At 66.6% G+C, this 13,220-nt stretch carries 12 protein-coding genes; 8 read left to right on the top strand and 4 right to left on the bottom strand.

The window, feature by feature from the left end; genetic code table 11:
• From ACM6JT_RS21380 to ACM6JT_RS21345, 8 genes are all read left to right on the top strand, one after another.
• Window positions 1-478, top strand: a 478-nt coding sequence (locus tag ACM6JT_RS21380; protein ID WP_414857242.1) for an aminotransferase class III-fold pyridoxal phosphate-dependent enzyme, incomplete at its 5' end; no start/stop codon positions are given.
• 61 nt (window positions 479-539) lie between these two features.
• Window positions 540-1,655, top strand: a complete 1,116-nt coding sequence (locus ACM6JT_RS21375) for a polyamine ABC transporter substrate-binding protein (protein ID WP_034179240.1) — start codon at window positions 540-542, stop codon at window positions 1,653-1,655.
• Window positions 1,656-1,843: 188 nt separating this feature from the next.
• On the top strand, window positions 1,844-2,998 hold the full coding sequence (locus ACM6JT_RS21370; protein ID WP_034179241.1) for an ABC transporter ATP-binding protein: 1,155 nt from the start codon (window positions 1,844-1,846) through the stop codon (window positions 2,996-2,998).
• Between the two features lie 10 nt (window positions 2,999-3,008).
• Complete coding sequence (locus ACM6JT_RS21365) at window positions 3,009-3,995, top strand: ABC transporter permease subunit (RefSeq protein ID WP_131945797.1); 987 nt, start codon at window positions 3,009-3,011, stop codon at window positions 3,993-3,995.
• The gene (locus tag ACM6JT_RS21360; RefSeq protein ID WP_034179243.1) at window positions 3,992-4,831 is read left to right on the top strand and encodes an ABC transporter permease subunit; all 840 of its coding nucleotides are present in this window, start codon (window positions 3,992-3,994) and stop codon (window positions 4,829-4,831) included. Before ACM6JT_RS21365 ends, ACM6JT_RS21360 begins: the two co-directional genes overlap by 4 nt.
• Before the next feature lie 101 nt (window positions 4,832-4,932).
• Window positions 4,933-6,507: a DUF3138 family protein gene (locus ACM6JT_RS21355; protein WP_407970950.1), complete on the top strand. Its 1,575-nt coding sequence runs from the start codon at window positions 4,933-4,935 to the stop codon at window positions 6,505-6,507.
• Between the two features lie 112 nt (window positions 6,508-6,619).
• On the top strand, window positions 6,620-7,924 hold the full coding sequence (locus tag ACM6JT_RS21350; protein WP_243564982.1) for an NAD(P)/FAD-dependent oxidoreductase: 1,305 nt from the start codon (window positions 6,620-6,622) through the stop codon (window positions 7,922-7,924).
• Between the two features lie 25 nt (window positions 7,925-7,949).
• Window positions 7,950-9,251 (top strand): NAD(P)/FAD-dependent oxidoreductase, encoded by a 1,302-nt coding sequence (locus ACM6JT_RS21345; protein WP_414857241.1) that lies wholly within the window; start codon window positions 7,950-7,952, stop codon window positions 9,249-9,251.
• Window positions 9,252-9,372: 121 nt separating this feature from the next.
• Here ACM6JT_RS21345 and ACM6JT_RS21340 read toward each other — a convergent pair whose 3' ends face one another.
• The 4 genes from ACM6JT_RS21340 to gor form a co-directional block, all read right to left on the bottom strand.
• Window positions 9,373-10,038 carry a DUF799 domain-containing protein gene (locus ACM6JT_RS21340; RefSeq protein WP_034179247.1) on the bottom strand — a complete coding sequence of 222 codons (666 nt, stop codon included), beginning with the start codon at window positions 10,036-10,038 and terminating at the stop codon, window positions 9,373-9,375.
• Between the two features lie 10 nt (window positions 10,039-10,048).
• Window positions 10,049-10,492 carry a DUF4810 domain-containing protein gene (locus ACM6JT_RS21335; protein ID WP_034179248.1) on the bottom strand — a complete coding sequence of 148 codons (444 nt, stop codon included), beginning with the start codon at window positions 10,490-10,492 and terminating at the stop codon, window positions 10,049-10,051.
• 66 nt (window positions 10,493-10,558) lie between these two features.
• Window positions 10,559-11,230 (bottom strand): CsgG/HfaB family protein, encoded by a 672-nt coding sequence (locus ACM6JT_RS21330; RefSeq protein WP_200882387.1) that lies wholly within the window; start codon window positions 11,228-11,230, stop codon window positions 10,559-10,561.
• A gap of 393 nt (window positions 11,231-11,623) precedes the next feature.
• On the bottom strand, window positions 11,624-12,979 hold the full coding sequence (gene gor, locus ACM6JT_RS21325) for a glutathione-disulfide reductase (RefSeq protein WP_414857240.1): 1,356 nt from the start codon (window positions 12,977-12,979) through the stop codon (window positions 11,624-11,626).
• Between the last annotated feature and the right edge of the window lie 241 nt (window positions 12,980-13,220).

Genomic DNA, 13,220 nt, shown 5'->3' with positions numbered 1-13,220 from the left:
CGCGGTCGGGATTCACGAGCGTGTTGCACGCCCGATCATCGACAACGGCGAATTCAACCACGGCCTCACGTACTCGGGCCATCCGGTCGCCGCAGCCGTCGCGGTCGCGAACCTGAAGCTGCTGCGCGACGAAGGGATCGTCGAGCGCGTGAAGAGCGACACGGGCCCGTACTTCCAGGCGCTGATGCGCGAAACCTTCGCGCGTCACCCGATCGTCGGCGAAGTGCACGGTCACGGCCTCGTCGCGAGCCTGCAGCTCGCCGAAGCGCCGGCCGAACGCCGCCGCTTCGCGAACGGCGGCGACGTCGGCACGATCTGCCGCGACTTCTGCTTCAACGGAAACCTGATCATGCGTGCGACCGGCGACCGGATGCTGCTGTCGCCGCCGCTCGTGATCTCGCGTCAGGAAATCGATGAACTCGTGTCGAAGGCGAAGAAGGCCGTCGATGCAACCGCCCAGCAACTGGGTATTTCGTAACGGCCTTGCCTACAGGCGTGCGGCGGGCGCCGCACGCTGCCATAACCAGGGGAACTCCACCATGCGTGCCTGCTTTCTTCGCCAAGCCTGTTCCGTTGCCGCCCTCGCCGCCGCGGCAGCGTTCACGTCGGTCGCCAGCCCGTCGGCGCGTGCCGACGAGCTGAATGTCTACAACTGGTCCGACTACATCGCACCGGACACGATCCCGAACTTCCAGAAGCAGACGGGCATCCACGTCAAGTACGACAACTACGACAGCGACGATACGCTGCAGGCGAAGCTGCTTGCCGGCAGTTCGGGCTACGACATCGTCGTGCCGACGTCGAACTACATGGCCAAGCAGATCCAGGCCGGCGTGTACCAGAAGCTCGACAAGTCGAAGATCCCGAACCTCGCGAACCTCGACCCGCTGCTGATGAAGATGATCTCCGATGCCGATCCGGGCAACCAGTACGGCGTTCCCTGGGCCTACGGCACGGACGGCATCGGCTACAACGTGCAGGCAGTGAAGAAAGCGCTCGGCGACAACGCGCCCGTCGACAGCTGGGCACTGGTGTTCGATCCGGCCAACATGGCGAAGCTGAAGGGCTGCGGCGTGTCGTTCCTCGACCAGGCCGTCGACGTGTTCGCCGCCACGCTGCAGTACATGGGCAAGGATCCGAACAGCAAGAACCCCGGCGACTACCAGGCTGCATTCGAAGTCCTGAAGAAAGTCCGCCCGTACATCACCCAGTTCAACTCGTCCGGCTACATCAACGACCTCGCGAACAACGACGTGTGCGTCGCGCTCGGCTGGTCGGGCGACATCGGCATCGCGCACCGCCGCTCGTCGGAAGCGAAGCGCTCGTACGACATCAAGTTCTCGAACCCGAAGGAAGGCGGTCTGCTGTGGTTCGACGTGATGGTGATCCCGAAGGATGCGCCGCACCCCGAGGCCGCGCTGAAGTGGATCAACTACGTCTCCGACGCGAAGGTCAACGCGGCGATCACCAACACGGTGTTCTACCCGACCGCGAACAAGGCCGCGCACCAGTTCGTCACGCCGGCCGTCGCGCAGGACCCGACCGTCTATCCGCCTGAAGACGTGCTGAAGAAGATGGTGCTGATGAAGCCGATGCCGGCCGACATCCTGCGCCTCGAGAACCGTCTGTGGGCGCAGCTGAAAACCGGCCACTGATCGCCATGCATCACGGCGGCGCAGGCATCGCTCCACGCCTGCCCGCCTGAGATACGCGGACCTCCGTCCGCCCGCGCGCGCCGCGCGCACTGTTCCATCCGGCACGAGCCGTTGTCCGCGAGTCGCGTTGCGCGCCTCGTGCGGGGACGCTCACGCCTGCAATCCGTGAAGAACGAATGGTGACTCCCATGCAATCGATACCCTCTTCCGCTGCTGCACGACAGATTCAACCGGCCGCCGCGGCCCGTACGCAAAACGACGCCTTCGTGCGCATCGAAAACGTCGTGAAGAAATTCGGCGACAGCACGGCCGTCGACAACGTGAACCTGACGATCGCGAAGAACGAATTGTTCGCACTGCTCGGCAGCTCGGGCTGCGGCAAGTCGACGCTGCTGCGCATGCTCGCCGGGCTGGAAACGGCGACCTCCGGCAAGATCTTCGTCGACGGCGAAGACCTCGCGTCGCTGCCGCCGTACCGCCGCCCGGTGAACATGATGTTCCAGTCGTACGCGCTGTTCCCGCACATGACGGTCGAATCGAACGTCGCGTTCGGCCTGAAGCAGGAAGGCACGCCGAAGAACGAGATCAAGGAGCGCGTGGCCGACGCGCTCGCGCTCGTGCAGATGAGCAAGTACGCGAAGCGCAAGCCGCACCAGCTTTCCGGCGGCCAGCAGCAGCGCGTCGCGCTCGCGCGCTCGCTGGTCAAGCGCCCGAAGCTGCTGCTGCTCGACGAGCCGATGTCCGCGCTCGACAAGAAGATCCGCCAGAAGACCCAGCTTGAACTCGTGAACATCATCGAGAAGGTCGACGTGACCTGCGTGATGGTCACGCACGACCAGGAAGAGGCGATGACGATGGCGAGCCGCCTCGCGGTGATGAGCGAAGGCAGGATCGTACAGATCGGCTCGCCCGGCGAAGTGTACGAATTCCCGAACAGCCGCTTCTCGGCCGAATTCATCGGCTCGACCAACCTGTTCGAAGGGCGTGTCGTCGAGGACGAGCCCGACCACATCTTCGTCGAAAGCGACGACCTGGAAGCACGCATGTACGTGAGCCACGGCGTGACCGGCCCGCTCGGGATGCCGGTCGGCATCTCGGTGCGCCCGGAGCGCGTGCACGTGTCGCGCGACAAACCGGGCTCGAAGCACAACTGGGCACGCGGCGTCGTTACCGATATCGCGTACATGGGCAGCTACTCGCTGTATCACGTGCGTTTGCCGAGCGGCAAGACGGTCGTGTCGAACCTGTCGAGCTCGCACCTGATGACCGACAGTGCGCCTTCCTGGAACGACGACGTGTTCGTGTCGTGGTCGCCGGCCAGTGGCGTCGTGCTGACGCAATGAGGACGACACGATGAGAACTTCCGCTTCCACTCCGTCCGCGCCGGTGTCGACCGGCGCCGCGAGCACCAGCGCCGGCCGGGCTCGCCCGGGCCGCTTCGCCGCGCTGTCGCGCTTCCTGCCGTCGGGCCGCAGCGTCGCGATCGGCGTGCCGTTCCTGTGGCTCGCGGTCTTCTTCGCGCTGCCGTTCGTGCTGGTGCTGAAGATCAGCTTCGCCGACCAGGTGATGGGCATTCCGCCGTACACGTCGCTCGTCGAGTTCAAGGACGGCGTCGTGCACTTCGCGCTGCAGCTGTCGCACTACGCGTTCCTGCTGAAGGACGACCTGTACATCGCGACCTACCTCAGCTCGCTGAAGATGGCCGCCGTGTCGACGGTGCTGTGCCTGCTGATCGGTTATCCGATGGCGTACTACATCGCGCGCGCCGAGCCGAACCGGCGCAACGTGCTGATGATGGCCGTGATGCTGCCGTTCTGGACGTCGTTCCTGATCCGCGTTTACGCATGGATCGGCATCCTGAAGGATGACGGCCTGCTGAACCACACGCTGATCGCGCTCGGCATCATCCACACGCCGCTGCGGCTGTATCACAGCGATGCGGGCGTCTACATCGGGATGGTCTATTCGTACCTGCCGTTCATGGTGATGCCGCTGTACGCGCACCTCGTGAAGATGGACCTCACGCTGCTCGAAGCCGCGTACGACCTCGGTGCCAAACCGTGGGTCGCGTTCACGCGGATCACGCTGCCGCTGTCGAAGAACGGGATCATCGCCGGCAGCCTGCTGGTGTTCATCCCGGCGGTGGGCGAGTACGTGATTCCGGAGCTGCTCGGCGGCGCCGACACGCTGATGATCGGCCGCGTGATGTGGGATGAATTCTTCAACAACATGGACTGGCCGATGGCGTCCGCGGTGACGGTCGCGATGGTGATGCTGCTGCTGGTGCCGATGGCGCTGTTCCAGTACTACCAGGTCAAGGAACTGGAGGACGCGAAATGATCAAGCCGAGCAAACCGCTGTCGACGGGCGTTCTCGCCTTCGGCTTCCTGTTCCTGTACATCCCGATCATCAGCCTGGTCGTGTACTCGTTCAACGAGTCGAAGCTGGTGACGGTGTGGTCGGGCTTCTCGCTGAAGTGGTACGCATCGCTGTGGCAGGACGACGAGCTGCTGAGCGCCGCGTGGCTGTCGCTGAAGATCGGCCTCTTGACGGCCACCGCGTCGGTCGTGATCGGCACGTGGGCAGGTTTCGTGCTCGCGCGCTTCGGCCGCTTCAGGGGCTTCACGCTGTACACGGGGATGATCAACGCGCCGCTGGTGATTCCGGAAGTGATCCAGGGCATCTCGCTGCTGCTGCTGTTCGTTGCGCTGGAGCAGATGTTCGGCTGGCCGAAGGGCCGCGGGATGGTGACGATCTGGATCGGCCACGTGATGCTGTGCGTGTCGTACGTGGCGATCATCGTGCAGTCGCGCGTGAAGGAGATGAACAAGTCGCTGGAAGAGGCCGCGCTCGATCTGGGTGCGACGCCGCTGAAAGTGTTCTTCGTGGTGACGCTGCCGCTGATCTCGCAGGCGCTGCTGTCGGGCTGGCTGCTGTCGTTCACGCTGTCGATCGACGACCTGGTGCTGTCGGCATTCCTGTCGGGGCCGGGTTCGACGACGCTGCCGCTGGTGGTGTTCTCGCGCGTGCGGCTCGGGCTGAACCCGGAAATGAATGCACTGGCGACGCTGTTCATCACGGCCGTGACGATCGGCGTGATCGTCGTGAACCGGATGATGATCGCGCGCGAACGGCGCCGCGTGGCCGACATGAAGGCGGCGTTCGCGGTGGCGTGAGCCTCCCCTTTTCTTTTCATCGATAACAAGACCCGCGCGCCGCGCCCTGCGGCGCGCGAACCGATCGCACTTTGACTGGCGCACGACAAGGAGAATCCGCAATGAAGAAGAAACTGATCTGCCTGCTGGTGGCCGGCGCGTTGCCGGGCATCGCGCTGGCCGACTCGACATCCGCCGAGATCAAGGCGCTGCAGGCGCAGGTCGCGGCGCTGCAGAAACAGATGAAGGCCATGCAGGCGCAGCTCGCCGCGAAACCGGGCGGCGCCGCTGTCGCGCAAGCCGGTGCGAAGACCGGCGCGGCGCCGGTTGCAGTGGCCGTCGATCCGGGCTCGCCGGACTACGGCAAGGCGCAGGCCACGCTGACCAACGACGAGGTCAGCGACATGAAGCAGCAGATCGCGAACCAGCAGCTGAAGGTCGACTCGCTGACCGACGCGGCCAGCACGGGCCCGCTCGCCGGCCTGTCGGTGACGGGCTACATCGATCCGACCTACATCTACAACCGCGCGGCCGGCACGTCGTCGTTCCTGTTCGCGAACCACGAGAACGCGTACAACTACTTCAACAGCACGTTCGGCGATCTCTACCTCGACATCAAGAAGACGTTCGGCGTCGGCCCGATGGCGCCGTCGGCCGAGATCACGCTGATGCCGAACCGCGGCAACGGCATCACGCTGCTGCAGAATTCGCGCGGCTCGATCACCGACAACCTGCTGAACACGGCGGTCATCAACGTGCCGATCACCGCCACCACGACGCTGGTCGCCGGCCTGATCCCGAGCTTCGGCGGCTACGAGGTGCAGCAGTCGAACCAGATGCTCACGCTCACGCACAACCTGCTGTACGATTTCTCGGATCCGGGCAGCTACGTCGGTGTCGGCGCGAACTACACGAAGGGCAACTGGGCGTGGAAGTTCTTCCTCGGCAACGAGCAGTACCGCACGTACGGTTCGGTCACGCAGACGGGCACCAACGCGCTCGGCGATCCGATCAGCACCAGCAACAAGGTGCCGACCTTCACCGCGCGCGCGGACTACACGTGGTCGAGCGCGCTCGATATCGGCGGGTCGTTCAACATCGGGCGGCAGACGCTGGCGAGCGCGATCGACGATCAGGGCGTCGTCCACTACGGCCCGGGCGGTGCGGCACCGAGCGCATACGGTTCGTTCTTCTTCGGCGAACTCGACGCGACCTACACGCTTGCCGATATTCAGTACAACGCCGAAGTCGACTACGGCCGGCAGCAGCATGCGGCGTTCAACGGCGGGCTCGCGCAGTGGTACGGCCTGTCGCTGCTCGCGCACCGCAAGTTCAACGCGCCGGTGGTCGGCCGCATGGGCGTGACGCTGCGCTACGACCTGCTCGCCAACACGAAGAACGGCGGCGGCGGCGGCGGTATCGCGCTGAACGGCAACGGGATGGATCCGAACAACGGCTTCGGCGTCGACGCGGACTGCCTCGCGATGTCGAAGGCCGGCGGCGGCCTGGGCTTCGAGTGCAAGGGGGCCGTGCGCCAGGACGTCGCGCTCGACCTGCTGTTCTATCCGACCCAGCAGATCACCGTGAAGGTCGAATACCGGCACGACTGGGCGAACAACAAGGTGTTCCTGCGCAACGACGGTTCGTACGGCAAGTCCAACGACCTGCTCGCGACGCAGTTCATCTATTCGTTCTGACGCAGCACACGCGGGACGCCGTGCCGCGCGCACGGCGTCCCGCGCCGTTTTTGCCGGCCGGATCGAGGTGCGTCGCGCACCGTCCGCCGGTCGTAAAGAGGGAGTCGATTTGATGACGCAGTCTTTCACCCGCCGCGCCGATGCACTCGCGCGCGACTCGTACTACGAAGCGACGGTCACGCGGCCCGTGATCGACGATCCTTCGCTCGACGACACGATCGACGTCGACGTCTGCGTGATCGGCGCCGGCTTCGCGGGCCTGTCGACGGCGCTCGACTGCCGGGCGCGCGGGTTGTCGGTCGCCGTGATCGATGCGCACCGGCCCGGCTGGGGCGCATCGGGCCGCAACGGCGGCCAGGCGATCACCGGCTTCGCGAAGGACGAGGAGATCGAGCGGCAGCTCGGCACCGACGGCGCGCGCGCCGCGTGGGCGCTGTCGCTCGACGGCGTCGCGCTGATCGCCGAGCGGATCGCGCGCTACGGGATCGACTGCGACTTCACGCGCGGCTACCTGACGGTTGCGACGAAGCCGCGCCGCATCGACGACCTGCGCGCGTGGATGGACGCCGCGACGTCGCGCTGGGGCCATCCGTCGCTCGCGTGGCTCGACACCGGCGAGATCCGCGCGCGCATCGCGTCGACGCGTTACCTGGCCGGCGTGCACGATCCGCTGTCGGGCCACCTGCATCCGCTCAAGTATTGCCTGGGCCTCGCCGATGCCGCACGCCGCGAAGGCGTCGCGCTGTATGCGCACACGCCCGCGCTCGACATCGTGCGCGGTGCGCGGCCCGTCGTGCGCACGCCGTCGGGCGAGGTGCGCTGCCGCTACGTCGTGTCGTGCTGCAACGCGGGCCCCGGCGGCGTGCTGCCGGCCGCGACCGCCGCGCGCATCGCGCCGATCGCGTCGTACATCATCGCGACCGAGCCGCTCGGCCAGACACGCGCCGACGCACTGATCGCGCGGCGCGAAGCCGTGTGCGACAACAACTTCTTCCTCGACTATTTCCGGCTGTCGGCCGACCACCGGATGCTGTTCGGCGGCCGTGCGAATTCGGCCGGCGCGTCGCCCGCGACGCTCGCCGAAACGATCCGGCAACGGATGGTCGGCGTGTTCCCGCAGCTCGGCGACGTGCGCGTCGACCACGCGTGGGGCGGCTTCGTCGACGTCACGCGCAACCGCGCGCCGGATTTCGGCGCGCTCGATCCGAACTTCTACTACGTGCAGGGTTTCAGCGGGCACGGCGTCGCGCTCACCGGCATCGCCGGACGCGCGGTCGCCGGCGCGATCGCGGGCGACACGCGCGCGTTCGACCTGTTCGCGCGCATACGCCACCGGCGCTTCCCCGGCGGAGACGCATGGCGGCAGCCCGCGCTCGAACTCGGGATGCTGTACCACCGCGTGCGCGAGCTGTTCTGAGCCCTCTTTCTCCGTTCTCCTGATCATGCAGATTTTCGCCAACCAGCCGCACGTCGCGTCCTACTACGCGGCGACCGCCAACGATACGACCCGCCACGCGCCGCTCGCCGGCACGACCGACGCCGACGTGTGCGTGATCGGCGCGGGCCTCACGGGCCTGTCCGCCGCGCTCAACCTCGCCGAGCGCGGCCACTCGGTGACCGTGCTCGAAGCGTCGCGGGTCGGATGGGCGGCGAGCGGCCGCAACGGCGGCCAGTTGATCGGCGGCTTTGCGTGTGACATCGACACGTTCGGGCAATTCATGCCGGAAGGCGACGTGAAGCGCATCTGGGACATGGGGCTCGAAACGCTGTCGCTCGTGAAGTCGCGCATCGCGCGGCACGACATCGACTGCGCGCTAATGCCCGGCTACCTGACTGCCGCGAACACCGAGCGCGACGCCGATGCGCTGAAGCGCTGGCGCGACGAAGCCGCGAAGCGCTTCGGCTACGACCGCTTCCATTTCGTCGAAGCCGACGAACTCGGCGACTACGTGCAGTCCGCCCGCTATTGCGGCGGCCTGTACGACCCGGACAGCGGCCACCTGCATCCGCTCAACTACACGCTCGGCCTCGCCCGTGCGGCGACCGGCGCAGGCGTGCGCATCCACGAGGACAGTTGTGTGACGCGCGTGCGCGACGTCGCGGGCGGCCACGTCGTCGAGACGAGCGGCGGCAACGTTCGCGCGCGTTTCGTCGTGCTCGCATGCAATACCTACGTCGGCACGCTCGCGCCCGCGCTGTCGAAGAAGATCATGCCGGTCGGCACCTACGTGATCGCAACGGAACCGCTCGGCGAAGCGCGCGCCGCCGCGCTGATGCCCGCGCGCGCGGCGATCTGCGACAGCCGCTTCGTGCTCGACTATTTCCGGCCGGCGCCCGACACGCGGCTCGTGTGGGGCGGCAAGGTCAGCTATTCGACGCGAGAGCCGCGCGATCTCGCGGCCGCGATGCGCGCGGACATGCTGAAGACGTTCCCGCAGCTCGCGGACGTAAAGGTCGACTACGCATGGGGCGGCTTCGTCGACATCACGATGAACCGCGCACCGCACTTCGGCCGCGTCGCGCCGACGATGTACTTCGCGCAGGGATTTTCGGGGCACGGCGTGAACACGACCGCGCTCGCGGGCAAGCTGATCGCCGAGGCGATCGACGGACAGGCGAGCCGCTTCGACCTGTTCGGCAAGATCCGGCATCGCGACTTCCCCGGCGGCGCGGCACTGCGCACGCCGGCGCTGGTGCTTGCGATGAGCTGGTACCGGCTGCTCGACGCGTTCGGCGTGCATTGAGCCGCTGCGCGGCGCCGGCCGCTTTTCGCATTTTTCCGGCCGCATCGACGCAAAACGGCCGCGCACGTTACGTGCGCGGCCGTTGCGTTTCTATGCCCCTATAGCGGGCAGCCTGCGTCGATCAGTCGGTGCCGTACTTCGGCGAATGCGGCCCATACAGCAACCCGTTCGGCGGCCCGGCCGACAACAGCCGGTTGCTCGTGAACGCTGCGATGTCGTGACTCTGGTCCATCAGCGTGTTCGCGATCTGCTTGACCGCGGCCACCACGAGCATGCCGATCAGGCCGCCACCGCCGTTGTTGCCGCCCTCGTCGCTGCTCGCGCTCGCCCGGCCCTGCCACAGCACGTCGCCCGTGCGCAGGTCGACGAGCTTCGCCGACGCGGACACGACCGTTGCGCTCGCGAGAATCCGGTACACGGTGCCGTACTGCGAAACCTTCGAATACAGCGCGGCGTCCGCGCCGAAGATCTCGCGCAGCTTCGCGGGCGGCGTTCCCTGGATCTCGGCCGCGTTGGTCAGGCCGTTCTGCTTGAACGTCTCGTCCATCACCGCGACCGGCACCACGTAATAGCCGGACTCGGCGAGCGGCAGCGTCATTTGCGACAGCACCCCGTAGGTGGCCGCGACGTCGGAGGTCTCGTTGATCGGCGGCAGCACGAGGATCGAGCGCGGCTGGCTCTTCTTGAACGCCGTGTAGTCGGGTCGTTTCACCGGCTGTGCGCACGCGCTCAGCAGCGCGACGATCGACAGCACGGACATCAGCTTGAATGAGAGTGTCTTGAACATGGCGGGCACGTCACTGTTTGGCGGAATTCGAATCGGCGTTCTTCTGGCCGGCGATCGTCTGGCCGGCGGCGCTCTGCCCGGCAGCCTTCTGATCCGCGGGCTTCGCTGCGCCGGCTTTCTTCTTCAGCAGGAAATCCATGAAGGTCGACGATTCCGGGAACAGCTGCTTCTCGGCCTGCAGTTCCTGCTCGGCCTGCTGCTCGTTGCCGACGCTCGCGTACAGCATCCCGAGATGCGCATGGAAGCCCGGCGGCGGCGTATGGCCCTTGCCGCGGATGTCCTGCAACGCCTTTTCGAGCGCGTCGATCTGCTCCTGCGGCGACTTCTGCCCCTTGAAGTATTCGTACACTTGCGGCTGGTAGCCCGTCCACTGATAGAGCGGCGGCGTGGAGCTCGCGCAGCCGGCGAGCAGCAATGCGGCGGCCGTCGCCGGCAGCCAGTTACCCCGTTTCATGGTCTTTTCTCTTTGATGTCGTGGTGAATCGATCGCATGCGGCGCCGGCCCCGGCGCCTGCAGCGCTTACTTCGCGGTCTTCAGCGCACCGGCGTCGACCTGTTCGGCGAGATGGTTCACGGCCTCCTGGATCGCGAGGTCGAGCACCTTGCCGTTGAGCGTCGAGTCGTAGCCGGCCGTGCCGCCGAAGCCGATCACTTCGCGGTTCGACAGGCTGAACTCGCCCGCGCCCTGGCTCGACGCGACGACTTCCGACGTCGTCGTGTCGACGATGTTCAGGTTGACCTTCGCGTACGCGACCTGCGTCTTGCCGCGGCCGAGGATGCCGAACAGCTGGTGATCGCCGACGTCCTTGCGGCCGAATTCGGTCACGTCGCCCGTCACCACGTAGTTCGCGCCCTTCACCGCCTGCGCCTTCTTCATGAAGCCGGCTTCCTGCTTGATCTCGTCGAGGTTCTCGCGATCGAGCACGTTGAAGCGCCGGCTCTGCTGCAGGCGCGTGACGAGAATCGTCTTCGCCTGTCCGCCGAGGCGGTCGATGCCGTCGGAGAAGATGCCGCGCATGTAGCTCGAGCGGTTGTCGAACTTGCCGACCGCGATCGCAACGGGCTTGCCCGCATAAGGCTTCTGCGCGCTGCTCACGGCCGGCACGTCGAGCGTGCGCGACGATTCGGTCGCGCAGCCGGACAGCGCTGCGACAACCGCTGCCGCCACGAGTACGGTGCGTCGTGTCTGGATTTTCACTGCTGGTCTCCTTGCGTGGAAAGATTGCCCGGAACGGGCGTGTCGGTGCGGACGTGCGTGCATCGATGCGACGCACGCGCGGCCTGATTCATCGCCGGACTGGCGACTACGACATTCGAAGGAAAGGTGCGCGCAACAGGCGTGTTGCGGCGAAAAGCGGAAAGGCGGCAGAACACGCGACATGCGCGTGCGCGCCCGTTACCCCGTTATTGCGGATGCTGCGCTGTTGATCGCGCATGATACGGCCCCCCGTATGGTTTTGCGCGATGATACCAAACGTGTTTATCGAGACGGAACGTCTTTTAGACAATTGAAGAAATTTTGTGTGGCGGCGGCACGGCGGCGGCGATCGCCCGGAATCGACCCTGGACGAACCCGGTCGCCGCGCTAGTCGGCCACCTTCTGCCGCATCGTCACGAATTCCTCGGCCGCGGTCGGATGGATGCCGATCGTGTCGTCGAACTGCGCCTTCGTCGCGCCCGCGCGAATCGCGATCGCGATCCCCTGGATGATCTCGCCCGCATCGCGGCCGACCATGTGCGCGCCGATCACGCGCTGGCTGTCGCGCGCGACGACGAGCTTCATCAGCGTGCGCTCGTCGCGGCCCGACAGCGTGTGGCGCAGCGCCTTGAACGACGTGCGGTAGATGTCGACGTCGCCGTACGCGCGACGCGCATCGGCCTCGGTCAGGCCGACCGTCGCGACCTCGGGCTGGCTGAACACGGCCGACGGCACCCATTCGTGATCGGCCGCGACGCGCGCCCCGCCGAACAGCGTGCGCGCGAGCAGCCCGCCGTCGCGCGTCGCCACCGGCGTGAGCTGCGGCCGCGACGTGACGTCGCCGATCGCATGGATCGACGCGACCGACGTCGCCGAATACGCATCGACCGCAATCGCGCCGCGTGCGTCGAGCATCACGCCCGCCTGCTCGAGCCCGAGCCCGTCGACATTCGGCACGCGTCCGGTCGCATAAAGCACCGCGTCGTACGGGCCGTGCTGCGCATCGCCGACGCGCACGCTCAGCGTGCCGTCGTCCGCGCGGGAAATCGATTCGACCACCGTGCGCGCGTGGATCGCGACGCCCTGCTTCGTCATCTCGTCGGTCAGGAATTGACGCACGTCGTCGTCGAAGCCGCGCAGGATCTTCTCGCCGCGATAGAACAGGTCGACGTGACTGCCGAAGCCGTTGAAGATGCCCGCGAACTCGACCGCGATATAACCGCCGCCGACTACCGCGATGCGCGTGGGGCACGTCGCGAGCGACAGCGCCTCGCGCGACGTGATCGCGTGCTCGATGCCGGGCCGATGCGGCAGCGACGGACGCGAGCCGGTCGCGATCGCGATGTGGCGCGCTCGGATCGTGCGTTCGCCGATCGCGACGGTATGCGCATCGACGAGCGTCGCGCGCCCCGCGTGCATCTCGACGCCCGATTGCCGCAGCAGGTTGATGTAGATGTCGCTCAGCCGATTGATCTCGCGATCCTTCGCGGCGATCAGCGCGGGCCAGTCGAGCGTGCCGGCGCCGAAGGTCCAGCCGAAGCCCTTCGCGTCCTCGACTTCGTGCGGGTAGTGCGATGCGTAGACGAGCAGTTTCTTCGGAATGCAGCCGCGCAGCACGCAGGTGCCGCCGATCTGCTCTTGTTCCGCTATGCCGACGCGCGCGCCGTATGACGCCGACATCCGTGCGAGCCTCACGCCGCCCGAGCCGGCCCCGATGACGAACAGGTCGTAGTCGAAATCCATCGCATTGCCTCATCGCAGTTCGGATGACGGCACGATAGCAAGATTCCGGAATTCTTGCGGCGCACGGCACGACCCGGCGCGCGCCCAACAAAAAACGGCGAGAAGCGTCGCCTCTCGCCGGTCAAACCAGCTGCCGGGTGTGCCATGCGTCACCGATCGACCACATGCCCGGCCTGCCGGCCGCGCGGCACCGGTCCGCCCGGGCGCGCAAGGAGCGCGCCAGCGGCCGAACCGGCCGCCA

Origin of the sequence: Burkholderia sp. IT-111MI5, assembly GCF_949752865.1 — a bacterium.
GTDB lineage: Bacteria > Pseudomonadota > Gammaproteobacteria > Burkholderiales > Burkholderiaceae > Burkholderia > Burkholderia pyrrocinia_C.
Note: the sequence above shows the minus strand (reverse complement) of the source record. Positions and strands in the feature narration are given on the sequence as shown.

What these genes read in the sequence shown, in the direction of transcription:
- ACM6JT_RS21375 (WP_034179240.1), top strand. Translation starts at nt 540, where the DNA reads ATGCGTGCCTGCTTTCTTCGCCAAGCCTGTTCCGTTGCCGCCCTCGCC.
- ACM6JT_RS21370 (WP_034179241.1), top strand. Translation starts at nt 1,844, where the DNA reads ATGCAATCGATACCCTCTTCCGCTGCTGCACGACAGATTCAACCGGCC.
- ACM6JT_RS21365 (WP_131945797.1), top strand. Translation starts at nt 3,009, where the DNA reads ATGAGAACTTCCGCTTCCACTCCGTCCGCGCCGGTGTCGACCGGCGCC.
- ACM6JT_RS21360 (WP_034179243.1), top strand. Translation starts at nt 3,992, where the DNA reads ATGATCAAGCCGAGCAAACCGCTGTCGACGGGCGTTCTCGCCTTCGGC.
- ACM6JT_RS21355 (WP_407970950.1), top strand. Translation starts at nt 4,933, where the DNA reads ATGAAGAAGAAACTGATCTGCCTGCTGGTGGCCGGCGCGTTGCCGGGC.
- ACM6JT_RS21350 (WP_243564982.1), top strand. Translation starts at nt 6,620, where the DNA reads ATGACGCAGTCTTTCACCCGCCGCGCCGATGCACTCGCGCGCGACTCG.
- ACM6JT_RS21345 (WP_414857241.1), top strand. Translation starts at nt 7,950, where the DNA reads ATGCAGATTTTCGCCAACCAGCCGCACGTCGCGTCCTACTACGCGGCG.
- ACM6JT_RS21340 (WP_034179247.1), bottom strand. Translation starts at nt 10,038, where the DNA reads ATGTTCAAGACACTCTCATTCAAGCTGATGTCCGTGCTGTCGATCGTC.
- ACM6JT_RS21335 (WP_034179248.1), bottom strand. Translation starts at nt 10,492, where the DNA reads ATGAAACGGGGTAACTGGCTGCCGGCGACGGCCGCCGCATTGCTGCTC.
- gor (WP_414857240.1), bottom strand. Translation starts at nt 12,979, where the DNA reads ATGGATTTCGACTACGACCTGTTCGTCATCGGGGCCGGCTCGGGCGGC.